Annotated in this window: 21 protein-coding genes; 12 read left to right on the forward strand and 9 right to left on the reverse strand. The window is 40.7% G+C overall.

What is annotated here, in order from left to right:
• Positions 1 to 76: 76 nt before the first annotated feature.
• Together fabA and F0227_RS04325 are read right to left on the reverse strand one after the other, a co-directional pair.
• Positions 77 to 595, reverse strand: coding sequence for a bifunctional 3-hydroxydecanoyl-ACP dehydratase/trans-2-decenoyl-ACP isomerase (gene fabA, locus F0227_RS04320; protein WP_171751951.1), 519 nt, complete (start codon positions 593 to 595; stop codon positions 77 to 79).
• 63 nt (positions 596 to 658) lie between these two features.
• Positions 659 to 2,317: a Lon protease family protein gene (locus F0227_RS04325; protein WP_171751952.1), complete on the reverse strand. Its 1,659-nt coding sequence runs from the start codon at positions 2,315 to 2,317 to the stop codon at positions 659 to 661.
• Between the two features lie 206 nt (positions 2,318 to 2,523).
• Here F0227_RS04325 and matP point away from each other — a divergent pair, with 206 nt between their 5' ends.
• From matP to F0227_RS04345, 4 genes are all read left to right on the forward strand, one after another.
• Positions 2,524 to 2,973, forward strand: coding sequence for a macrodomain Ter protein MatP (matP, locus tag F0227_RS04330; RefSeq protein WP_171751953.1), 450 nt, complete (start codon positions 2,524 to 2,526; stop codon positions 2,971 to 2,973).
• A 17-nt stretch (positions 2,974 to 2,990) separates the two neighbouring features.
• Positions 2,991 to 3,302 carry a DUF3634 family protein gene (locus F0227_RS04335; protein ID WP_171751954.1) on the forward strand — a complete coding sequence of 104 codons (312 nt, stop codon included), beginning with the start codon at positions 2,991 to 2,993 and terminating at the stop codon, positions 3,300 to 3,302.
• A 679-nt stretch (positions 3,303 to 3,981) separates the two neighbouring features.
• Positions 3,982 to 4,314: a type II toxin-antitoxin system RelE/ParE family toxin gene (locus F0227_RS04340; RefSeq protein ID WP_171751955.1), complete on the forward strand. Its 333-nt coding sequence runs from the start codon at positions 3,982 to 3,984 to the stop codon at positions 4,312 to 4,314.
• The gene (locus tag F0227_RS04345) at positions 4,301 to 4,615 is read left to right on the forward strand and encodes a type II toxin-antitoxin system MqsA family antitoxin (RefSeq protein WP_171751956.1); all 315 of its coding nucleotides are present in this window, start codon (positions 4,301 to 4,303) and stop codon (positions 4,613 to 4,615) included. The genes F0227_RS04340 and F0227_RS04345 overlap by 14 nt, the downstream gene beginning before the upstream one ends.
• A 60-nt stretch (positions 4,616 to 4,675) precedes the next feature.
• On the opposite strand, the gene F0227_RS04350 is transcribed toward F0227_RS04345, so the two are convergent.
• From F0227_RS04350 to F0227_RS04385, 7 genes are all read right to left on the reverse strand, one after another.
• Positions 4,676 to 5,251, reverse strand: a complete 576-nt coding sequence (locus F0227_RS04350) for a hypothetical protein (protein ID WP_171751957.1) — start codon at positions 5,249 to 5,251, stop codon at positions 4,676 to 4,678.
• Between the two features lie 522 nt (positions 5,252 to 5,773).
• Positions 5,774 to 7,354 (reverse strand): DUF1566 domain-containing protein, encoded by a 1,581-nt coding sequence (locus F0227_RS04360; RefSeq protein WP_253822036.1) that lies wholly within the window; start codon positions 7,352 to 7,354, stop codon positions 5,774 to 5,776.
• A 142-nt stretch (positions 7,355 to 7,496) separates the two neighbouring features.
• Positions 7,497 to 8,177: a response regulator gene (locus tag F0227_RS04365; RefSeq protein WP_171751958.1), complete on the reverse strand. Its 681-nt coding sequence runs from the start codon at positions 8,175 to 8,177 to the stop codon at positions 7,497 to 7,499.
• 39 nt (positions 8,178 to 8,216) lie between these two features.
• Positions 8,217 to 9,626: an ATP-binding protein gene (locus F0227_RS04370; protein ID WP_171751959.1), complete on the reverse strand. Its 1,410-nt coding sequence runs from the start codon at positions 9,624 to 9,626 to the stop codon at positions 8,217 to 8,219.
• Positions 9,627 to 9,849: 223 nt separating this feature from the next.
• The gene (locus F0227_RS04375) at positions 9,850 to 11,544 is read right to left on the reverse strand and encodes a methyl-accepting chemotaxis protein (RefSeq protein ID WP_171751960.1); all 1,695 of its coding nucleotides are present in this window, start codon (positions 11,542 to 11,544) and stop codon (positions 9,850 to 9,852) included.
• Between the two features lie 195 nt (positions 11,545 to 11,739).
• Complete coding sequence (locus F0227_RS04380; protein ID WP_171751961.1) at positions 11,740 to 13,359, reverse strand: methyl-accepting chemotaxis protein; 1,620 nt, start codon at positions 13,357 to 13,359, stop codon at positions 11,740 to 11,742.
• Between the two features lie 140 nt (positions 13,360 to 13,499).
• Positions 13,500 to 13,868, reverse strand: coding sequence for a hypothetical protein (locus F0227_RS04385; RefSeq protein ID WP_171751922.1), 369 nt, complete (start codon positions 13,866 to 13,868; stop codon positions 13,500 to 13,502).
• Positions 13,869 to 14,117: 249 nt separating this feature from the next.
• Between F0227_RS04385 and ccoN the strand changes: the two genes are divergently transcribed.
• The 8 genes from ccoN to F0227_RS04425 all read left to right on the forward strand — a co-directional run bounded on the left by ccoN (position 14,118) and on the right by F0227_RS04425 (position 21,110).
• A complete protein-coding gene (ccoN, locus tag F0227_RS04390) occupies positions 14,118 to 15,545 on the forward strand; it encodes a cytochrome-c oxidase, cbb3-type subunit I (protein WP_171751962.1) in 1,428 nt (475 codons plus the stop codon).
• Between the two features lie 11 nt (positions 15,546 to 15,556).
• Positions 15,557 to 16,177 carry a cytochrome-c oxidase, cbb3-type subunit II gene (gene ccoO / locus F0227_RS04395; protein ID WP_171751963.1) on the forward strand — a complete coding sequence of 207 codons (621 nt, stop codon included), beginning with the start codon at positions 15,557 to 15,559 and terminating at the stop codon, positions 16,175 to 16,177.
• An 11-nt stretch (positions 16,178 to 16,188) separates the two neighbouring features.
• On the forward strand, positions 16,189 to 16,365 hold the full coding sequence (locus tag F0227_RS04400) for a CcoQ/FixQ family Cbb3-type cytochrome c oxidase assembly chaperone (protein ID WP_171751964.1): 177 nt from the start codon (positions 16,189 to 16,191) through the stop codon (positions 16,363 to 16,365).
• Positions 16,365 to 17,342, forward strand: a complete 978-nt coding sequence (gene ccoP, locus F0227_RS04405) for a cytochrome-c oxidase, cbb3-type subunit III (RefSeq protein ID WP_171751965.1) — start codon at positions 16,365 to 16,367, stop codon at positions 17,340 to 17,342. Before F0227_RS04400 ends, ccoP begins: the two co-directional genes overlap by 1 nt.
• Positions 17,343 to 17,421: 79 nt before the next feature.
• Complete coding sequence (locus tag F0227_RS04410) at positions 17,422 to 17,901, forward strand: FixH family protein (RefSeq protein WP_171751966.1); 480 nt, start codon at positions 17,422 to 17,424, stop codon at positions 17,899 to 17,901.
• Positions 17,902 to 17,916: 15 nt separating this feature from the next.
• A complete protein-coding gene (locus tag F0227_RS04415) occupies positions 17,917 to 20,286 on the forward strand; it encodes a heavy metal translocating P-type ATPase (protein ID WP_171751967.1) in 2,370 nt (789 codons plus the stop codon).
• The gene (ccoS, locus tag F0227_RS04420; RefSeq protein ID WP_171751968.1) at positions 20,279 to 20,449 is read left to right on the forward strand and encodes a cbb3-type cytochrome oxidase assembly protein CcoS; all 171 of its coding nucleotides are present in this window, start codon (positions 20,279 to 20,281) and stop codon (positions 20,447 to 20,449) included. The genes F0227_RS04415 and ccoS overlap by 8 nt, the downstream gene beginning before the upstream one ends.
• Positions 20,439 to 21,110: a sulfite exporter TauE/SafE family protein gene (locus F0227_RS04425; protein WP_171751969.1), complete on the forward strand. Its 672-nt coding sequence runs from the start codon at positions 20,439 to 20,441 to the stop codon at positions 21,108 to 21,110. The genes ccoS and F0227_RS04425 overlap by 11 nt, the downstream gene beginning before the upstream one ends.
• Positions 21,111 to 21,155 lie beyond the last annotated feature (45 nt).

A 21,155-nucleotide genomic window follows, 5' to 3' on the forward strand; every position in this document is an offset into this window, starting at 1 on the left:
TATAAGTCAATCTAACGCACTATAACTAAATATCTAGATAAGAAAAAAACAGCAAATCGCTGCTTTTCTCTTAAACTTAAAAGCTAGAAGTGTCTTGGAACAAACCTACTTTTAAATCTTTCGCGACATAAATTTCTTTACCGTCAACAAGTACACGGCCATCAGCCAAACCCATAACAAGCCTGCGATTTACAACACGCTTCATGTTTATTTGATAGGTTACTTTCTTAGCTGTAGGTAAAATCTGACCTGTGAATTTGACTTCGCCAACACCCAACGCACGTCCTTTACCTTTGCCTCCAACCCAACCAAGGAAGAAGCCCACGAGTTGCCACATAGCGTCAAGTCCAAGACAACCGGGCATTACTGGATCACCAGGGAAGTGGCAGTCGAAAAACCATAGGTCAGGAGAGATATCTAACTCAGCTTCAATATAGCCTTTGCCAAACTCTCCACCATCTTCGGTCATTAATGTCACTCTATCCATCATCAGCATATTAGGTGCTGGTAACTGAGGATAGCCAGGGCCAAATAGTTCCCCGCGGCTAGAAGCTAAAAGATCGTCACGGTTATATGAACTGCGCTTGTTTTGCATATTGTCTACTCCAATAATTCGTACCAGCATCTTAGTGAACACGTGTACGCTAATCAAGTCCGATCAGTTAGTTAGTAGCTTGTTTTTTAGTCGTTGAAACAAACTTGGTCGAATTTCTCCTCGATTAAACAGATCTATTCGCTGAGAAATTCTGTCGAGAATGGTATCTTCGTGTTCGCCTCTGAATACTTTATTAGTTACCAGTGCTATCGCTTCGTCTACATTTTCTACTGACCAGATATGAAACTGGCTATTTTTAATACTTTCTACAACGTCTTTGTGAAGCGATAGATGTTTTAGATTTGATTTAGGTAAGATAACACCTTGTTGTCCGGTGAAGCCTTGGTGCTCACAAACACGGTAAAAACCTTCTATTTTCTCATTAAGTCCACCCACGGCTTGAACTCTTCCGAACTGATCAATAGCACCAGTTACTGCAATTTGCTGGTTTATTGGGCACTCAGATAACGCACTAACTAAGCTGCACAGCTCGGCTAATGACGCACTATCACCATCGACTTCGCAGTATGACTGCTCAAAAACGACCGACGCAGCAAAGGGGAGTGGCTCATCAAGATCCAAGGCCGAGCTTAACAGCGCTTGCATGATCATCATACCTTTGGCGTGCAGGTTGCCACCTAGCTCTGCTTTACGTTCAACGTCCGATACATCACCATCACCGAAGTGGATGACACAGGAGATCCTAGCAGGCTCTCCGTATGAGACTGGATGACCCGGAACATCGACTACGGTTAATCCATTGACCTGACCAACTTGTTCTCCATCTGTTTCGATTATTACTTGTCCTTCCAAAATATCGTCTAACGCTCGCTTAGGAAGATAAGACTCTCGATAGTATTTTTTTTCTAACGCTTGGTCGATGTCACCAGCAGTAATACTTTTACCATCGCTTTCTAATGCGGCTTCTGAGAGTAAAGAGTTGTGCCATTGCAGACACAAAGGGACAGCGTGTTGGTCTTCTGTTTCTCTTGTTCCGGCTAGCAATAGTCGTTCAACACCACAATTTGATAGATTAGGTAAGGAGAATTGATTGATTAAACCCTTAACATAAGCGAGATAGGGAGAAATCAGTTTATCATTAATTTTCGTTTCAAGTTCTATTTCGCTAAAAATACAGAATCCGGAGTGAATATCTGAGTCAAAGTAATCTAATTCGCTCATTTGCTCTCTATCGCCAATAACAATCAGTTTTACATCAAACTTTTCGCTCGGGGGATTTACTGCTAAATGTTTTTGATCGGCACTTACTGGAGAGACCACTTCACCAAGTAGTGCTGATTTTAATATCATCCAACTCGATGGATTTGCCATTATGAGGTTTGCAGATACAACCAGGTAGCCACCATTGGCCTTAGACAGTAAGCCTTGAGAAGTACTATCTACATTGCCATTTTTCGCCTTATACTCACCTAAGATCGACTTGATCTCTAATGTTTCAGCTTTTACTACCACTCTATCATCAGGAACTAAATGAGCTTGACGAATAGCATCAATGACCGCATTTCGGTAAATCGCATTATCTGGGGAATTAATAAGCAGTACTTTCGTCCAGTTTTTTAACTGTTCAAACTGGATAAGAGCCGCTTTCAGTCTTGGTTGTAGATCCAAAAAGGATAGGGGAGTAATAGAGTCATAATTAGCTATAACGCTACTATATTGATCTATATTTGGTACGACTGAGCGCCAATCTTCTTGATTCATGGTGTCTAGCTGTTAGAAAAAGGACGTTGATTATATATAAATTAATGTAAGGCGTGTACTGATATAAACAAACTATTTAGACGTATTTATCTAAACAGGGAATAAAGTTATTCTAGTTAACAGATTTTTATATTAGCAATAAAAAATAATTGTACGCACCTAGATGATGGGTTACGCTGTCACCATGTTGAGCTATGGAAAATAGTATGAAATACCAACAACTTGAAAACTTAGAGTGTGGCTGGAAATGGCAATACTTAATTAAAAAATGGAAAGACGGTGAACAGATCACCAAGTATATTGATAGCAGTGATATCGAACTGGCTGTCGCGCAATTAGTCGAAATTGAGTATGAACCAGTTAAAGTTATTGATTGGATTGAACATAATATGGCTCCCGAGCTTGAAAACAAGCTTAAACAAGCCATTAGAGCCAAAAGAAAAAGGCATTTTAACGCTGAACAAGTTCATACAAAAAAGAAATCTATCGATCTAGATTATCGAGTATGGGAAAAGTTATCTAATCAGGCCAATGAGTTAGGATGTACACTTTCTGATGCTATCGAGTATTTATTAAGTGAAGCATCTCGTACAGAAAAGGCAGCAAAAAGAGTCAGCAGCTTAAAACAAGATTTAAGTAAGTTACTTGGCGAGTAACCAAAAGGAGAAGCTTTATGATGTATGTAATTATTGCGGGTGCTCTAGTTGTATTTTGGCTGGTTGCAGTAGATAGGCCTATCTTAAAAATGGATTTTAAGGATGGTGAGTTAATTAAGCATAAAGGTAATCTACCACATGGCTTTGGCCATAACTGTCGTGAAATAGCACATAAAACGCCATTTTCAGGAACTGTAAAGGTCTACATGACGCGTTCAGGAGCAAAAATAAAGTTTTCTAAGTCAGTTCCTCATAAAACGCAGCAAAGAATCCGAAACGTGTTTCCTCATCAAGGTTTTTCAAGTAAAGGCAATAAGAAAGCTCATTAGGATTACAGAACAATTAACAAACAAAGCCCACAGTTGTGGGTTTTTTAGTGTCTAGATTTAGTGGAGCGTACGAATCTAGATTGGTATTTTAGTTCAGATATCGTTAAATTGTTCTCCTACCTACAAGTTCGCATTAGGTATATTATGTTAAATAGGATTTGTGACGGGATGTGATTGCCTCGCCCCTCTATCAGTCTTGAATCAACCCTTTGATTTTGCGTTGTAAATAACATTACCTCTGATTTGAGTTTTTAGCCTGCTCTTGCAGGTCTACTGCTCAAAATCATCAAATTTAATGGGGCTTGTTTTTTCTTCTGAGTTTTGTGAATCTTCGCGCTTTTTTACCAGCAGCACTGAGTTTCTTTCTCATGGCTGCAGCAAACTTCTTGTTTGTTTTCCATTTGCGTTTGGTCGCGTTCCCGCCTTTTCGCTCTGCTTGTTTTGCGGACCTGCCTATTTAATTTTTAATTAGTTTGATTAAAAGCGCACTGACGATAACCACAAAAACTACTGTTGCCATGCTGCGATCGAGTTTTAGTTCCAAGGGCTGGAATGCCGATACGGAGTAAAACATGGCTGTATATTGATATAAATTAATACCAACTATGCTTGCTACCCTGTCTTTTTGATAACATTTATCTACTTTGCATTCTATACGCTAATTGCGTACACTTGTCCTATGAAAAGTGTATTTGTTGAATCAACCATATTTGAAAAGTACCGAAATGAGTACCTTAGTGATGAGGAGTTTCGGCTGTTTCAAGCGGAACTTATGTCCAACCCTAAACAAGGTGATGTGATTCAAGGTACAGGTGGTTTGCGTAAGATTCGAGTCGCAAGTAAAGGTAAGGGAAAACGCGGTGGATCTCGTGTTATCTATTACTTCCTTGATGAGAATAGACGTTTCTATTTACTTACTATATACGGTAAAACTGAAATGTCGGATCTAACGACAGACCAAAAGAAGCAGTTAAAAGGTTTTATGGAGGCGTGGCGTTATGAGCAATCGTGACTTATTTTCAGAATTAAGCTCAGCTCTTGTAGAAGCAAAAGAGCACTCAGAGGGAAAACTTACTCTGAAAACCCACCAAGTTAGTGAAACAAGCGCTCTTGATATTTCACCTGATGAAATCGTTAATATCCGAGAGCAGTTCAATATGTCTCGCGGTGTATTTGCTCGTTTACTTCATACATCATCAAGAACGTTAGAAAACTGGGAACAAGGGCGTAGCGCACCTAATGGACAAGCTGTGACGCTTTTAAAATTAGTACAACGTCACCCTGAAACTCTAACCCACATCGCTGAGCTGTAATTTAGAAAACCGTCTGTGGTGGGCTTTAAACAAACATGATTCGCATTGTTTGACTAAGTATCAAAAACCATAAAAGTTAGTCTGCCAAGACGTTCCATTTGTTTTTTTCTTTAAGTCTGCATTTAACATGTCCTCTATCTTTCCACCATCCCCATAGTCAAATCTCGGTAACGTTGTCCTATCTGAAAGGATTTTTTCTTCATATATATTATGAGAGGCTGTAATTTTGTCGCTTTTTATATTCATTTTTGCGACGGCATTGATAATTCGTGTTTCATCATATATTGAACCGTTGGAAGTAACACACCTTATTTGATTTGTAACATAGAAGCCGGGTTTAATTGAATGAAAAATAACGTAAGAATTAACTTTATTGGGCTGAAATCCAAGGATAATTGGTTCGTCACTAAATCCTCCTCCTGCTATCATTTCTTTCACTGTTATTTCAACGTTTTGACAATTATATAAATTTGTTTCTGTTCTTGGCTCTAACCCGATGACGAGTGCTCCTTCACCAGTAGGTTCAGGAAGATCATGTATAGAGTAAGTTGCATTATCTACTGCAACATATTGTGGTTTATTAGCACATGCTTGTAATAGACTCACTGCACAAAGGCATAGTAGTGTTTTCTTCATGTTTATGTGTCTCAAAATGGTAATTTTGAGCCTTAGATATGGCCTTTAAAAAAACTAAGGTGACAACGTAAGGTTTATATCAAGTAATGAATCCCTTACCTTTTGATTTTTTGGTGCCGGAAGTACTTCAACTTGTTCTATTGCAATAACTGATTGTTCGCATAGTTCATGATCACCAGATATTACTTTAATACTTTCAACAACATTCTCTTTTTCATTCTCAGATTTTGAGAGAGTAATTTTAATTCTACATTCTTTACCAACAAACTTTTCAGGACTCCTATCGAACCACTTCTCTTGTTCTTAATATGACTGTTCTATGTTGCTCTAGTGCTTTACGGAATTATTTACTATTAGGGAAGAAATAGAATTACAACTTTTGGATTTACGAAAGGAAGAGCTGCTTGTGAGCATGTAGTGACATAATCTCTTAATGTAGCTCACTATGCGTATCTGGATTGAGAAATAGCAAGGGAATGATAAGCTTCATTCCCTATCTCTATAAGTTAATCACTACACGAGTTATTTTTTTCTGCGTTTTGGCGGCTCTGGAAGTTCATCTTCTGTGATATAACCGTCCCCGTTTTTGTCAATGCGGTTGAAATCATTTTTCAGTGGTCCTTGCACTTCAGACTTTGATAGTTTGCCGTCGCCATTTCTATCCATATTGATCATCGGATTACCACGCTGGTCTTGCGGTTTTAGGCGTTCCGAGTCACCAAATTCTTTGACGGCAGGCTTCATTCCGCCCTGCACTTTCATATCCATGCCCGCTTCTGTTCCATCCAGTACATACTGTTTACTATCACGTTCAATTTGACTTGGGTTTTCGATAAATTGAGTATTGCTATCCGTCACGCAACGCACATAGTTTTTATAACGAACAGCATCACCTTGCGGACCATGGCCTTGTGGATAATCTTGCCCTGCATAGGTTTTAGGGTCACTTCGCTGCGCTCCCGCCCCATGAACATCTACCCATTGGTTATTCATGTAACCAAGTGAACGGCCAAAAGCGATATACGACGCATTCTTGCTGTTTTTGAGGTTTTGATGAGTGGTGCTACTCCAATAGTTGGGATAATCAATTTTTTCGCCTTCATTGATTATGCTCGTCACCGAAAAACTCGAATCTATGGCTGCACTATTGCTGGTATCCGGTGATTTAGTGTAATCAACGATGGACTGCAGTTCTTTTGCATTCGGTAAACGCCAGTCATTGCTGCCAGCTAATTCTAAGTTTTCACAATATTCCAGAGCAGAAAACCACTCCATACCGTGTTCACTATCACCTTGCTGCCATGTCAATCCTGTTGCTTTATCATTAACGGTTTTATTACCATTATCAACAAATTGGTTAATGCCATAATCTGTGTTGCCCCGAACAGTTAATAGGTAAAACGTCTTATCACCACCACGAGGAGAGGTAGCGCCATACCCTTTAATTCGGCCATCAATAAAATTAACCCCAAAAATGGTCTCATCTCCATTCATGGTGGTTGAAACATATTTGGTGCTGCTTAGATATTGGGAATCAATCAGTCGTTCACCGGCATCTAAATCTCCTGACTCAAACGCAAACATAGAGTGATCGATGAAAGGTCGGATCGTGTACGTCCCTGCTCCATTAATGCCACTAGGATCTTCGCCATCAAACATCATCAATGAATAGAGTTCTTTGATCGTAGGAACACGCCAATCGCTATGGCCACCAAGTTCTAGGGACGCGGCATACAGTTGTCCTTCATTATAACTCACCTTATCAGCAGCAGTTATATTGCCATCACCGTTAATATCTGTTGTTTGTGCCCATTGTAGCCCAGTGTTGTTGTCGAGCACTGTTCCGTCATTATTTAAGGTGTAGCTTGGGGAATAGCCTTGATATTGAGCATCTTGACCTGCGCCCTGCTTACCCGCCATAGCGCATTGATTTAGAACATTTGAGGTGTCTGAGCACTGTGTCTGATTTGTATCAACTATGGTGTAACGGTAAGGGGATTCTGTCGCAGAAACCCCACTGCCCCACATTAAAGCCATAACTGATGCAAGTATTGAAAAGCGCGGTAATGAATGTTGGGTGTTTGAATTTATAGTATGACTCATAGTTTTCCTCGTTATAGGATATCTTTTGTTCTGTTAACTATGAGCTGAAAATGTGTAGCTAATATGGAGAAAATAAGGAGGTGCAATTAGGATAACTGAATCTTTGTATGCCAAATCGCTTTTACTTTATCTCAAACCGTTTTTACTCTATTTCAAACCGATAACCGACACCGTAAACCGATTTAATCCAGTCGTATTGCTCATTCACACTAAGGATTTTTTTGCGAAGATTTTTAATATGGCTATCTATTGTTCGGTCGGTGACAACTCGGCCATCGTTATAGATCTGATCCATTAGCTGATCACGGCTAAACACTTGTCCAGCATGATTATAAAAATACCCTAGTAATTGAAATTCAGCAGGCGTGAGTGGTAAAGGACTCTCATCAATCCAAGCCTGCATTTTCAGGTCATCTACTTTTATCGGATGAGCAGAACATTCTTGGTTAAAGGGGAGCTGTTCTGCGTTTTGAAAACGACGTAGTACGTTTTTTACTCTTGCAACTAACTCTCTTGGACTGTATGGCTTACAGACATAATCATCCGCTCCAAGCTCTAACCCTAATAAACGATCAATTTCATCAACTTTAGCGGTTGCCATTATTACTGGCACATTACTGAACGTTCTTAGTTCACGATAAATATCGAGTCCATCTCGATTCGGTAACATCAAGTCGAGCAAAATGAGTGCCGGGGAGTTTTCCTTGACCCAATCGATAACTTTCGCACCATCATCAATAATGAAAGTTTGGTATCCATTGTGAGTCAAGTAATCAGACACTAGCTGAGACAATGACGGTTCATCTTCAACAATCAGTATCATTGCTTTCCTTATATGCATTTAATTTTGGTATGTTTATCATTACGTTAAAGGTAATTGTATTGTAACTTTAAGGCCACCTAACTGAGACTTCTCAACTTGCGCTGTTCCAGCATGTGCTTGGATAATTCCTAGGCAAATCGAAAGCCCTAAACCAGAGCCACCAAATTCTCGGCTACGGGACTGATCTACACGATATAATCGTTCAAACAGCTTCGGCAGCGCTTCATTAGGTACACCAGGTGCACTATCTTCAACAATAATCAAAACGTTATTGTCGTATTGGGAAGTGTGGATATGCACTTCTCCTCCCTCATCCGTATAACGATAGCTGTTTTCTAATAGATTGTTCAGAACTTGGGTCAATTTTTGCTTATCTCCCTGAATAAAAGCGTCACAAGAGTGTAAATCACAGCTCAGGTCAAGGTTCTTACTTTCAAAGCGGTTAATGTGACTGGCAAGGGCGTTCTCAACGACATCTTTAATACTGACCTTCTGAAGGTTTATCTGTAACTGAATTTCCGCCTTGCTTGCTGAACGCAAATCCTCAACTAACTGAATAAGAGTGAGAACCTGTTGATGAAGGGATTCTATGTAAGTTGGCTCTGGTTTTCTAATACCATCTTGCAGTGCTTCTAACTCCCCTCGCAATACTGCTAAAGGGGTACGAAGTTCATGTGAAATATCAGAGAGCCAACGTTCACGCAGTTCTTCTTGGTTTTTTAGTGATTTAACCAGTAGGTTGAATGCGCTTATTACATCAGCTATCTCATCGTTATTTCGATGCTCAATCTGATAATCTAAGTTACCGTCCCGGACAGCATTTGCGCCTTGGTGTAATGCCCGCAAAGGTGTTAATAAATATCGAACACAAACAACGGCGAACAGCAGACTTAACATAATGGTGGCAAAACTGATGGTGATAATATGTTTAGTTTGCGAATGAAGAAAACTCTCTGCCAATGAGTTGGTAAGAGATTCACTCTGAACAACGGTTACATAGCCTATAACCTGTCCATTTTTAGTAATATCCAGCGTAACACTGTTCATGCCATCGATAGAACTGAGATTATCAGGTGGCCCGAGTAGTACGTTTCCATCGGCATCCAATAAGTTAAGTCGTACACTCAATGGTGCCATTATGGATTGTTTTGGTAGTAACGCTCCTGTAGGGCGCCGCTTATCTCTCGGAGGAGGAACTTCGCCAAGTTGTTGTAGTAATCCTGCCCAAATATGGGGGGCCACTTCTAGTCGATGCCAGCCGTATGTTTCAGAATAATAATCACTTACCCGAGCAGCCAACGTTTTCGCCTTGGTTAGCTCTTCTTGGTTAAGATATTGCTGAAACCCCTCTTTAAAACTCGAGTTAACCAGTACCGCCATGGTAGCAATAACCAGTGTGCTACTGAGTAACAAAGCTACAAATAACTTTTGAAACAGTGAGATACGCATAGAGGCCTTTTAATTGTTATCTACTTCTTCATTTTACACCTATAAATGTATAGGGATACGGACTTAACATTATTTCGTTACCACAATCTATGTTGCTACGATAATCCACGTGGTCAAAATTATAGCGGCTACGACATAACGATGATAATTGAGACGTCTTGTTTCCCGCTAAAAAAGAGTGGATATTTTTAACGGGTTATCTTTCTTATAGAACTATGGAAATTTAAATAGCTCGACTGACTTTAAATTGTCCCATTAACGAACGTAAATCTTCGGCTAAATTAGCCAAGTGTTCACTCGATTGAGCAGTAAGAGTTGAACCACCAAGTACCTCTAGCCCGGATTGGCTGATACTCACGATACTTTGGTTTATTTCTTCTGCTGTCGCAGCTTGTTGCTCACAAGCGGTAGCAATTTCCATGTTCATACAGTTAACATCATCCACTGATTTATCAATAATATTTAGAGAGCCGCTCGCCTTTTTGGCATTATCAGCACTGCTATCGACCATATGCCTACTTTGATCTATCGCTTGCACAGCTTGTGTCGCTTTGTCCTGAAGATCAGCGATTAAACGATGAATATCGGAAGTTGTCGCTTGAGTCCGCTGAGAAAGATTTCTTACCTCTTCCGCCACAACTGAAAATCCTCGTCCTGCTTCGCCAGCTCTAGCAGCCTCAATTGCGGCATTAAGGGCAAGCAAATTTGTTTGGTCTGCGATTTCACTGATGCTTTTCACAAACCCACTAATAGCATTGCTTTCGTTACTAACAGATTGAACTTTATTTGAAGAGAACTGAATTTGGGAAACCAGCGTATTTATCTCATTTGAATTTGACGAAACAACGTCGCTGCCTAACGAAACTTCACGCTTAGCTAATCCCGCAGTAGTTGATGCTTGTATAGTGCTGTCGGCAACCTGTTGAACGGTTGTTGTCATCTCCATCATAGCGGAAGCGACACCATCGGTATTAATTTGTTGAGACTGAATGGCTTGATTCGTTTGTTCAGTAGCCGCCGCAATATCTTGTGCGACGCTAGTTATCTGTTCACTTGAGAACAGTACTTTACTAATGGTAGCGTCTAATCTTCTGGCCATAACGTTGATGTTCTCTAACAGAACACCAATTTCGTCTTTACTATTACTATGGATTGAAACATTGAAATCACCGTTGGCGACTTGCTTCGCTGCGTCTACAGCAACATGTAAAGAACGTACGATTCGTCGAGCGAAGAGGCCCCCAAGTAAAACTCCGATGATAATACTAACCACGCCAACGATGACCATACCTTTTACCGCTGCGATTTCATGCGCTTCTGTTTGCAGCAAAGCGTTTTTGGTTAGACTTTCAATGCTCACCAGAAAGTTTTCAAGGTGAGTATTAAACAGTTGTTGATTATGTTCGATCGTTTTGAGTTGTTCTTCCGCCGCTTCCACGTTACCTAGGTCAATATTAACTAATAAGCTTTCAGCAATAGAGTGATAACTACTGTGTTCATTCTTTAATTGCTCTAACCCACTTTCCAATGCTTGGATTTCATTTAACAACTCGACTGTATTGGCGTTTTCTCTCGCATGTTTAAGTATGCTTGCCACTTCGTCCAGTTCTTGTTCAATTTCCGTACTAAGTTGAGTGAACTGTTTATGATAGGTCGTCTTATCCTCTGAACTTCCTTTCAAACCAGCAACTCTCATTGATTTTTCAAGTATTATTGCACCCTCTAACTGCTTGGTTGTCATGGTTGTAGTTAGCTCTGTCAACGGAATATCATCTTCAACAATACCGTGAAGCTCAGTCTTAATTTTCTGCATTTGATAATAAGCAAAAAACGCCACAACGAGCGTAAGCGATAACATTATAGAAACGATTACCGTCATTTTGGTTTTAATACTCTGATTGTTGAAATAACTCATCATTATCGATATTTCCAGCATATTGAGGACGTTTTATCGTCTTGGTTATAGATAGATTCAGCATGTGAATATTTATAACAGCAAATTATGGAGAAATTATGGAGTGGAGAATATTTGATAGGATATTTTAGAATGCGGCCTGGCTTGAAAAAATGAGAAAAGAGCCTTCATATAAAGGCTCTTCTACATGACACTCACTTAAACTTTAAAATATTTTAAATGATTGCTGAGATCAGATGAAGTTTGTACCAATATCTGACTTTGTTCTGCTAAGTTTGTTGCCGCACAACTCATCTCGTTAGCGGAGGTGTTGATGATGGTTACATTTTCATTGATTTCGTTAGATACAACACCTTGCTCTTCGGCAGATGAGGCAATTTGAGTCACCATATCATTAGCTTGATTCAGTTGTTCTACCATGCGGGCTAACTCTTCGCGTGTTTCTTCTGAACTGGATACACAGTTTTGAACTTTTTCACGGCTTAATAACACCGCTTTCGACGCATCTAGAGCGCTTTTGGTCAGTGTATCTATAGAGTTTTGAATCTGTTCAGTGGATTCGTTAGTACTCGAAGCCAAATTTCTTACTTCATCGGCGACCACTGCAAACCCTCTACCTTGCTCCCCTGCTCTAGCCGCTTCAATTGCCGCATTCAATGCGAGTAAGTTAGTCTGTTCAGATATATTTTGGATGACATTAACCACTTCGGAAATACTCATCACCCCTGTTTTAAGCTGCTCGACCAGCTCTGATGTTAAAGCCATCTGTTGATCGGCACTTTCTATATTCTCCACCGTTTTCTCCATATCTTCACTGCTACTTTTGGCTTGTGTAGCAACAGAATCGGTAGTATTAGAGGCTTGTTCGGCGTTTCTAGAGACTTCTATTGTTGCCGCCGTCATCTGATTCATAGCGGTAGATAATAAGTCTAACTGAGAATATTGGGATTGAATGCTAACCGCACTTTGCTCACTCGATGACGCAATATTACTGACAAGGTCAGTGGATTGGTTGGCGGAATCATTAGCAAGATTAAACGCGGTTTGAAGCTTTTCCAACATGGTGTTCATATCTCTGCAGATATCACCAATTTCATCTTTTCTTGATGTTTTAAGCCTAATGGTTAAGTCACCGTCAGAAATTTGATGCACCTTGCCAAGTAATTTCTCTATTGGCATCACGATATTGCGGCCTAACATAAAGCTAAAAAAGGCCAGCACGATTAAAGCCACGCCAATAGCAAAACTGGCGATAATCAAATCAGAAATAAACGTTTGATTAATATCGCTGACTAACAACCCGGTACCAATGATCCAGTTCCATTCTGGCATTAAAGATACGAACGAAATTTTATCAAGAATTTGCTGATCAGGCGCTTTCCAAGAGTAGGCGAGAAAGCCCTGCCCTTGCGTTTTACCAATGGTTGCCATTTCTCGCCAGTGGTATTTTCCAGAGCCATCTTGAAAACCAGAGGCATCTTTTCCTGTCAGCTCAGTTTTGATTGGATGCATAACAACAACATTATTTGGGCTGGTAATCCAAAAATAGTTGTTCCCTTCATAACGTAACGATTTTATAGCAGAAATTGCCTGTTTCTTTGCTTCTTCTTCTCCTAACACATTGGATTGCTTGTAGTAGTGTTCAGCTAGACTCATTGCCGATTCTACTTGAGCTTGTAACTTGGTCTTGCGCTCTTCAAGCGAACTTTTTTTCTGTTCTAGTAGTTGAAACAAGCTAACGGAAATGATGATAGCAACGGACACCAAAACCAGAACATGCAGTTTTTTTCGAATAGATAGATTCCCTAGCCAATCCATAAATTTTTCTCCAACGACGTATAACTAAAATTTTATTTTTATTTGAGTATTTAGCGTAGCGTATATGTAGGAATTTTGTAATCAACTGGTGAATAGATTGAATTAGATCAAGTTTATCCAAGTATCGGGTTATGAAAATGTTAATTTCGTCTATTTATCAATATGTTCCTATGTTCGTTATCCCGTTCAAATTTGATGGTTATGGGGGTTGAAAGCGCCATGATTTTCAAATAATCGTTACCACGTTCTGTTTTAGCATTCCCGTCTTCCACCGATACTGTGACGTCTTTATCTAGAGTAACCAAATAAGTAAACGCATTGTCAGATTGATTAAGCCGCTCTAATAGATAGTTTCTGTTTCCCATAGCAAAATGACAGTCTTCAGGCAAATAACATTTTGTATTTATTTGTGAATAACTTATCGTTCTCCAAGTAAAGGCACTTATCAATATCACTAACATAACCAAGAGTTGTATTAGTCTTGCTTTGGTTAATTTTTCTGCAGCCATTTATCTGTCTCCTGCAACAAACTTCAAAGTTTTAGAATTAAATCTTCCCAGTTATCAAAAATGTAGGTTAATTCGTTGTCATTAAAATGTTAAATCCATTATTATGTCCGATGAAAATACCATTCCAAACAGTACATTGATAGGATTTTCCCATTAAAGGGCCGGTTTTGTTAGTCTGAGGAATGTATTACGACGTAAAGTCGAAAATTAGAAATAAAGTCGTCATTAAGAAAATTGGAAGCATAAAAAATGAGCCAAGTACAACAGCTTGAGCACAACTATAACTATACTGTCGTCCGTCAATTCACCTTAGTTACTATTCTATGGGGTATTGTTGGTATGGCCGTTGGGGTATTGATTGCTGCTCAGTTAGTTTGGCCACAGCTTAACTTTGATACGCCGTGGTTAACCTATAGTCGATTACGCCCGCTACATACCAACGCAGTTATTTTTGCGTTTGGAACAAGCGCCCTTTTTGCAACATCTTATTATGTAGTTCAACGTACATGCCAAACAAGATTGTTTGGTGGAGCCTTAGTACCCTTCACATTTTGGGGATGGCAAGCAATTATATTGTCCGCTGCTATTTCTCTTCCTTTAGGGTATACAACAAGTAAAGAATACGCAGAGTTAGAGTGGCCAATTGATATTGCTATTGCAGTTGTTTGGGTTGCTTACGCTGTGGTGTTTTTTGGAACCTTAGTAAAACGTAAAACCTCCCATATATATGTGGCAAACTGGTTCTTCGGTGCATTTATACTTACCGTTGCCGTGCTTCATATTATGAATAGTCTTGCGATTCCTGTTTCTATGGGTAAATCGTACTCTGTCTATGCTGGAGCCGTTGATGCAATGGTTCAATGGTGGTACGGACACAATGCCGTAGGATTCCTGTTAACAGCTGGGTTCTTAGGTATGATGTACTACTTTGTACCAAAACAGGCTGAACGTCCGGTATATTCTTACCGCTTATCTATTGTTCACTTTTGGGCATTGATTGCACTGTATATTTGGGCGGGTCCTCACCACCTACATTACACTGCTCTACCTGATTGGACTCAGTCTCTTGGCATGGTTATGTCGCTTGTGTTATTTGCACCTTCTTGGGGTGGCATGATTAACGGTATCATGACGCTATCAGGCGCGTGGCATAAACTTCGTTACGACCCTATTCTACGTTTCTTAATTGTTTCTCTATCTTTCTATGGTATGTCTACCTTCGAAGGCCCGATGATGTCAATTAAGACAGTTAACGCCCTTTCTCACTACACTGACTGGACTATCGGTCACGTTCACTCTGGTGCGTTAGGTTGGGTTGCTATGGTGTCAATTGGTTCGGTTTATCACCTAATTCCTAAACTGTTTAACCAAGAAAGAATGTACTCAGTTAGCTTGATCAATGTTCACTTCTGGTTAGCAACTATTGGTACCGTTCTGTATATCGTCGCTATGTGGATTTCTGGTGTAATGCAAGGTTTGATGTGGAGAGCAGTTAACGCTGACGGCACATTAACATACAGCTTTGTTGAGTCAGTACAAGCGTCATACCCGTTCTACACTGTTCGTTTTATTGGTGGCTTTATCTTCCTTTCAGGTATGTTCCTGATGGCTTATAACGCTTACAAAACGATTTCTGCACCTAACGATAGCCTAAAAGCTATCGAGCAACCGGCATAGGAGGTTGATGAATGAGTTCTAATTCAAATAATCGCCACGAACTGGTTGAACGTAATGTTGGTTTGTTGGCAATTCTAATCGTCTGTGTAATCAGCCTTGGTGCGTTAGTTGAGATCGTTCCACTAATGTTCCAGAAACAAACAAACGAACCAGTAGATAATCTTCGTCCTTACACTGCTCTGCAAATGGAAGGTCGAGATATTTATATTCGTGAAGGCTGTAATGTTTGTCACAGCCAAATGATACGTCCATTCCGTGCCGAAACTGAACGTTATGGTCACTACTCTGTTGCTGGTGAAAGTGTATGGGAACACCCATTCTTATGGGGTTCTAAGCGAACTGGTCCTGATTTGGCTCGTGTTGGTGGTCGTTATTCTGATGATTGGCATAGAGCACACCTTTTAGACCCTAGAGCTTTGGTTCCTGAGTCCAATATGCCTGCTTTTCCTTGGTTAGCTGAAAATGTTCTTGATGGTGAACTCATCGAGAAAAAGCTAACGGTATTCCGCGATCAATTTGGTGTTCCATATACCGATGAACAGATTGCAAATGCAGAAGGTGAAGTTAAAGGTAAAACAGAGATGGAAGCATTGATTGCTTACCTTCAATCTCTCGGTCATGCAATGAAATAAGGAGGATAGAAATGAATATTGCTACGTTTCATTCCATCTTAACTGTTGCGGTTTTTGTAAGCTTCTTAGGCGTGTTTTGGTGGGCATTTAGTAAAAGCCGAAAATCACGCTTTGAAGAAGACGCAAATCTAGTTTTTGCTGATGAGCAAGACTCTTCGACCAAGACAGATAAAGGAGTAAGTAACTAATGACGTCTTTTTGGAGTATATGGATAATTGTAATCACATTCGCGACACTTATCGGATGTGCAGTGATGCTTGCTTGGTGCTTAAAAGATAAAATGGGCGTCGAGGAAGGCGAAGATATGGGACACGAATACGATGGTATTCGTGAACTCAATAACCCACTACCTAAATGGTGGAGTTATCTGTTTATCAGTACCTTTGTTTTTGCCGCGATTTATCTAGCCCTTTTCCCAGGTTTAGGTAATTTTAAAGGCTTCTTAGGCTGGACTAGTTCTGACCAAACGGTCATGAATATTGACGAGTCACGTAAGTCGATTGAAAACTCGCAGCAAAACAAACTGCTAGATGAGTATGCGAAAGAGTTGGACGATGCAAACACCTATTTTGGTGAAGCATTTAACCGCTTAGCCTACAAAGACGGCGGCAGTGAGCTACGCTCAATCCCTGAAATTGCAGCGGACCCTGAAGCGCTGAAAGTTGGGCAACGCCTATTCTTGCAAAACTGTTCACAATGTCATGGTTCTGATGCAAGGGGTCAAATTGGCTTCCCTAACCTAGCGGACAACGCATGGTTATATGGCGGTGAACCTCAAGCTATCGTAAATACCATCATGCATGGTCGTATTGGTGCTATGCCAGCTTGGAATGATGTTTTAGGCGAAGATGGTGTAAAAGAGGTTGTTACTTATACCCTTAGCCTTTCTGGACGTAGTGTAAACGCCAGAGAAGCTGCGGCAGGTAAAACTCGCTTTGTGGTATGTACAGCTTGTCACGGTACAGATGGTAAAGGTAACCCCGCTGTTGGTGCACCGGATCTAACCGATAATATTTGGTTATTTGGTGATACAAGAGCAGATGTTACGGCTACAGTCGCAAATGGTCGTCAAGGTGTTATGCCAGCATGGAAAGACATCCTAGGTGAAGAAAAAGTTCAGCTAGTATCCTCCTATGTATGGAGCCTAAGTAACTCCGAGCAATAACTCAAACCTAGATCTAGCCCCAGTTCCTGGGGCTTTTCTTATTCTAAAATTACCCAATCTAAACTAGTCGAGATCTTTTATGATTAAGCCTTGGTATAAGCAGTTTTGGCCGTGGTTTCTTATTTTTCTGCCGTTAAGTGTTGTAGTAGCAAGTTTCACTACCCTATTTATCTTCTCAAATAACTCCGTCTCTTTAGTCGCTGAAGATTACTACAAGAAAGGCAAAGCGATTAATATCGACCTTTCAAAGATAGAAGCGGCGAATGCCTTGGGAGTCTCTGCAGCGGTTAGGTCGAAAAACAATGTCATCACGGTGATTTTTGATAAGGGCCAGTTAGATGTTTATCCTGCCCTAACTATCACCTTTAGCCACCGAACGTTAGCAGATAAAGACTTTATTCAAACAGTAAGTTCTGACGCTCAAGGACGTTACAGCATAACGTTGTCAGATGATATGGTCGGCCCTTGGTTTGTAAAGGTAGAACCTTTTACTAAACAATGGCTTATTCAAGGAAAGGTTACTTTCCCGTCTGTGGAACCTACCATTTTAGTTAATTAAACGCTGGACTCGTTAATGATCAAAACGTGTTATCACTGTGGTGAAGATGTACCAGAAAACACGAACTTTACCGTGGAAATTTTCAAGAAGCAGCGGGATATGTGTTGTCCCGGTTGCCAAGCTGTCGCACAAACTATCGTCGATAGTGGGCTGGTTAGTTACTATCAATATAGAACAGAAACGGCCGAAAAAGCTGAGTTAGTTCCTGAGCAGCTAATGTCACTGTTGAATTACGATGATGATGATGTGCAATCAGAGTTCGTCCGCAAAAGTGAATCAAGTTCAGAAGTTACTCTTTCCCTTGAAGGCGTAACGTGCGCCGCTTGTGCGTGGTTGATTGAAAAACAGATCAACGGCCAATCTGGTGTGAACCAAATCCGAGTAAACACCACAACAAACAGAGCCATTCTTAATTGGGATAGCCGTAAAACTAAGTTAAGCGATCTGCTATCAACCATACACAAGCTCGGATACAAAGCTGCCCCATTCGAAGCTGATGCCCATGAAGCGACCTATCATGAATCCATGAAACAGTATCTGTATCGATTGGGGATCGCAGGCATTGCCACCATGCAGGTGATGATGTTAGCGGTAGCGTTATACTTTGAAATATTTGGCGATCTTGACGCTGAGTTTAAACAATATCTACGTATTGTGAGTCTGATTTTCGCGACACCAGTATTGGTTTATTCTGCCCTTCCTTTCTATATCAACGCTTGGAGAAGCTTAAAAGGCAAAACCTTGGGTATGGACGTCCCTGTGTCCATTGCTCTGATTTTTGCATATGTGGCTAGTGTTGTCGCCACGGTACAAGAAAAAGGCGAAGTATTTTTTGAATCTGTTTCAATGTTTACTTTCTTCTTATTACTTGGCCGTTTCCTAGAGATGAGAGCACGACGTAAAGCGGCGGCAGCGAGTGCCAACCTTCTAAAACTCATCCCTACAATGGCGACAAAGTTAGATGGAAGCCAAATACCCGTTCGTAATTTGAAACCCGGTGACAGAGTAAGAGTGCTTCCCGGTGAACACATTCCTGCGGATGGCGTGATTATTGCTGGTCGAATCCACGTTGACGAGTCAATGCTCACGGGAGAGTCAATCCCTGTAGTTAAAGCGGTTAATGAAATGGTTTATGCAGGAAGCATAAATACTGACGAATCCTTTGATCTCGAGGTTACCTCAAGTAAAGCCGAGTCCATGTTAGCAAATATAGTCCGGCTGCAAGACGAAGCTCAAATGACCAAACCTAAGATTGCACAGTTGGCCGATGTGGTTGCTCGTTATTTCGTAGCCGTGATACTGATTACAGCGTCTGCCACATGGCTTTATTGGCAGCAACATCAACCAGACGATGCATTTTGGATAATGCTCTCTGTTTTGGTTGCAACTTGCCCTTGCGCTCTATCTTTAGCAACACCGACAGCTATTACTTGCTCAACCTCTAAAATGGGAGATCTTGGCTTACTACTAAGAAAATCGCATGTGTTTGAGACGCTGTGTAAAGTTAATCACCTTATTATCGATAAAACTGGAACCCTAACTCAGGGAGCCATTAAGTTGGATGCTGTAGAAACTCACTCAGATTTGACGGCTGAGATCTGTCTAGCGATTGCGGCTTCGTTAGAACGTCATGCCAATCACCCCATTGCTAAAGCGTTTGAAGGAAAAGGATCCAGCGATGTTGTCGTAACCGATGTACGAAACGTTATTGGTTCAGGAATAGAGGGACAATGGCAAGGGCAACCTTGCAAAATTGGTAACGCCTTGTTTGTATGTGGTACGAGCGCTCTTTCCGGCAACAACGCTATTTATTTATCGGTCGCAGGGAAACACGTTGCGACCTTTGGTTACTCCGATCCTATTCGAAGTGAAAGTAAAGTATTTATCCAATCACTAACGGATATGGGAATGAAGATAACCCTGCTTACTGGTGACAACCAATCGAATGCGTTAAAGGTTGCAGAAGCTGTTGGAATTAACGACGTTGTGTCTAATGCCTCGCCTAAAGATAAACTCGCTTTTCTTAAGTCGTTAGACGACTCTCATATAACCCTGATGGTAGGTGACGGCATTAATGATGCGCCTACACTATCTGGTGCTCACTTATCTGTGGCTATGGGAGGCGGTACTGACGTAGCTAAAGCATCTGCAGACATGGTTCTACTTGGTGACAAGTTAAATAAAATAACCAAGGCGCGCGAGTTGGCCATTAAAACACGCAATATCATTAGACAAAATTTGGCATGGGCATTAGGCTACAACCTATTGATTTTACCACTCGCAGTCGCGGGATATGTTGCTCCCTATATCGCGGTTGTTGGCATGTCAGCAAGCTCAATTATTGTTGTTACCAACTCATTAAGGTTACTCAAAAAAGATGGCTAGTCTTTATATATTAATTCCAATCGCTATATTGCTGGTTTGTGTCGCCGTGGCAATTTTTTTGTGGGCGGTAAAGAGCGAGCAGTTCGAAGATCTGGAACGTCAAGGGCACAGTATCCTGTTTGATGAAGATGAGCCCGAGATAAAGAACAAAGATGAACATTGATTTAATTGGTGCTCTATTTGTCGGCTTTTTGGGCTCAGCTCACTGCGTAGGCATGTGTGGTGGAATAGCGTCAGCAATGAGCATAAACATTACCGCCAAGTCTGACCGTTTGTTGACTATCCTCTGTTACAACTTTGGTCGGCTATCCAGTTACACTCTGGCCGGATTTGTCGTCGGTGGCGCAATTTCCAGCGCTTCCAGCTTGGTAACCGATTATTCGGTATTGAATTGGTTACGTTTTTTATCCGCTTTTGTGATGATTGTTCTCGCCTTGCATATCGGAAAGTGGTGGCAAGGTATTATTTATATAGAAAAGCTCGGACAATGGTTATGGCGTTTTATTAATCCCATCGCAACAAAACTACTTCCGCTCTCTTCTCCTTTTCAAGCCCTTCCTCTCGGCTTTTTATGGGGATGGTTACCTTGTGGCCTTGTATATTCTGCTCTTACATGGGCAGCGGTTTCTGGAAGTGGCATAAATGGCAGCTTAACTATGCTGGCATTTGGTATTGGAACACTCCCCTCAATGCTGCTAGTTGGTATTAGTGCCGAATATGTAAACAGAGTCAAAACATCGACCGTTTTTAGGCAGATAGGCGCTATGCTTCTGCTTGCTTATGGTGGTTATATTGCCCTGTCAACATTTTCTCTTTTGAGTTAACAATTTATAACTTTTTGAATTATTAGCTAGTTATTTCACTACCTT

Origin of the sequence: Vibrio sp. 99-8-1, assembly GCF_013114595.1 — a bacterium.
Taxonomy (GTDB): Bacteria; Pseudomonadota; Gammaproteobacteria; order Enterobacterales; family Vibrionaceae; genus Vibrio.

What these genes read in the sequence shown, in the direction of transcription:
- fabA (WP_171751951.1), bottom strand. Translation starts at nt 595, where the DNA reads ATGCAAAACAAGCGCAGTTCATATAACCGTGACGATCTTTTAGCTTCT.
- F0227_RS04325 (WP_171751952.1), bottom strand. Translation starts at nt 2,317, where the DNA reads ATGAATCAAGAAGATTGGCGCTCAGTCGTACCAAATATAGATCAATAT.
- matP (WP_171751953.1), top strand. Translation starts at nt 2,524, where the DNA reads ATGAAATACCAACAACTTGAAAACTTAGAGTGTGGCTGGAAATGGCAA.
- F0227_RS04335 (WP_171751954.1), top strand. Translation starts at nt 2,991, where the DNA reads ATGATGTATGTAATTATTGCGGGTGCTCTAGTTGTATTTTGGCTGGTT.
- F0227_RS04340 (WP_171751955.1), top strand. Translation starts at nt 3,982, where the DNA reads ATGAAAAGTGTATTTGTTGAATCAACCATATTTGAAAAGTACCGAAAT.
- F0227_RS04345 (WP_171751956.1), top strand. Translation starts at nt 4,301, where the DNA reads ATGAGCAATCGTGACTTATTTTCAGAATTAAGCTCAGCTCTTGTAGAA.
- F0227_RS04350 (WP_171751957.1), bottom strand. Translation starts at nt 5,251, where the DNA reads ATGAAGAAAACACTACTATGCCTTTGTGCAGTGAGTCTATTACAAGCA.
- F0227_RS04360 (WP_253822036.1), bottom strand. Translation starts at nt 7,354, where the DNA reads ATGAGTCATACTATAAATTCAAACACCCAACATTCATTACCGCGCTTT.
- F0227_RS04365 (WP_171751958.1), bottom strand. Translation starts at nt 8,177, where the DNA reads ATGATACTGATTGTTGAAGATGAACCGTCATTGTCTCAGCTAGTGTCT.
- F0227_RS04370 (WP_171751959.1), bottom strand. Translation starts at nt 9,626, where the DNA reads ATGCGTATCTCACTGTTTCAAAAGTTATTTGTAGCTTTGTTACTCAGT.
- F0227_RS04375 (WP_171751960.1), bottom strand. Translation starts at nt 11,544, where the DNA reads ATGATGAGTTATTTCAACAATCAGAGTATTAAAACCAAAATGACGGTA.
- F0227_RS04380 (WP_171751961.1), bottom strand. Translation starts at nt 13,359, where the DNA reads ATGGATTGGCTAGGGAATCTATCTATTCGAAAAAAACTGCATGTTCTG.
- F0227_RS04385 (WP_171751922.1), bottom strand. Translation starts at nt 13,868, where the DNA reads ATGGCTGCAGAAAAATTAACCAAAGCAAGACTAATACAACTCTTGGTT.
- ccoN (WP_171751962.1), top strand. Translation starts at nt 14,118, where the DNA reads ATGAGCCAAGTACAACAGCTTGAGCACAACTATAACTATACTGTCGTC.
- ccoO (WP_171751963.1), top strand. Translation starts at nt 15,557, where the DNA reads ATGAGTTCTAATTCAAATAATCGCCACGAACTGGTTGAACGTAATGTT.
- F0227_RS04400 (WP_171751964.1), top strand. Translation starts at nt 16,189, where the DNA reads ATGAATATTGCTACGTTTCATTCCATCTTAACTGTTGCGGTTTTTGTA.
- ccoP (WP_171751965.1), top strand. Translation starts at nt 16,365, where the DNA reads ATGACGTCTTTTTGGAGTATATGGATAATTGTAATCACATTCGCGACA.
- F0227_RS04410 (WP_171751966.1), top strand. Translation starts at nt 17,422, where the DNA reads ATGATTAAGCCTTGGTATAAGCAGTTTTGGCCGTGGTTTCTTATTTTT.
- F0227_RS04415 (WP_171751967.1), top strand. Translation starts at nt 17,917, where the DNA reads ATGATCAAAACGTGTTATCACTGTGGTGAAGATGTACCAGAAAACACG.
- ccoS (WP_171751968.1), top strand. Translation starts at nt 20,279, where the DNA reads ATGGCTAGTCTTTATATATTAATTCCAATCGCTATATTGCTGGTTTGT.
- F0227_RS04425 (WP_171751969.1), top strand. Translation starts at nt 20,439, where the DNA reads ATGAACATTGATTTAATTGGTGCTCTATTTGTCGGCTTTTTGGGCTCA.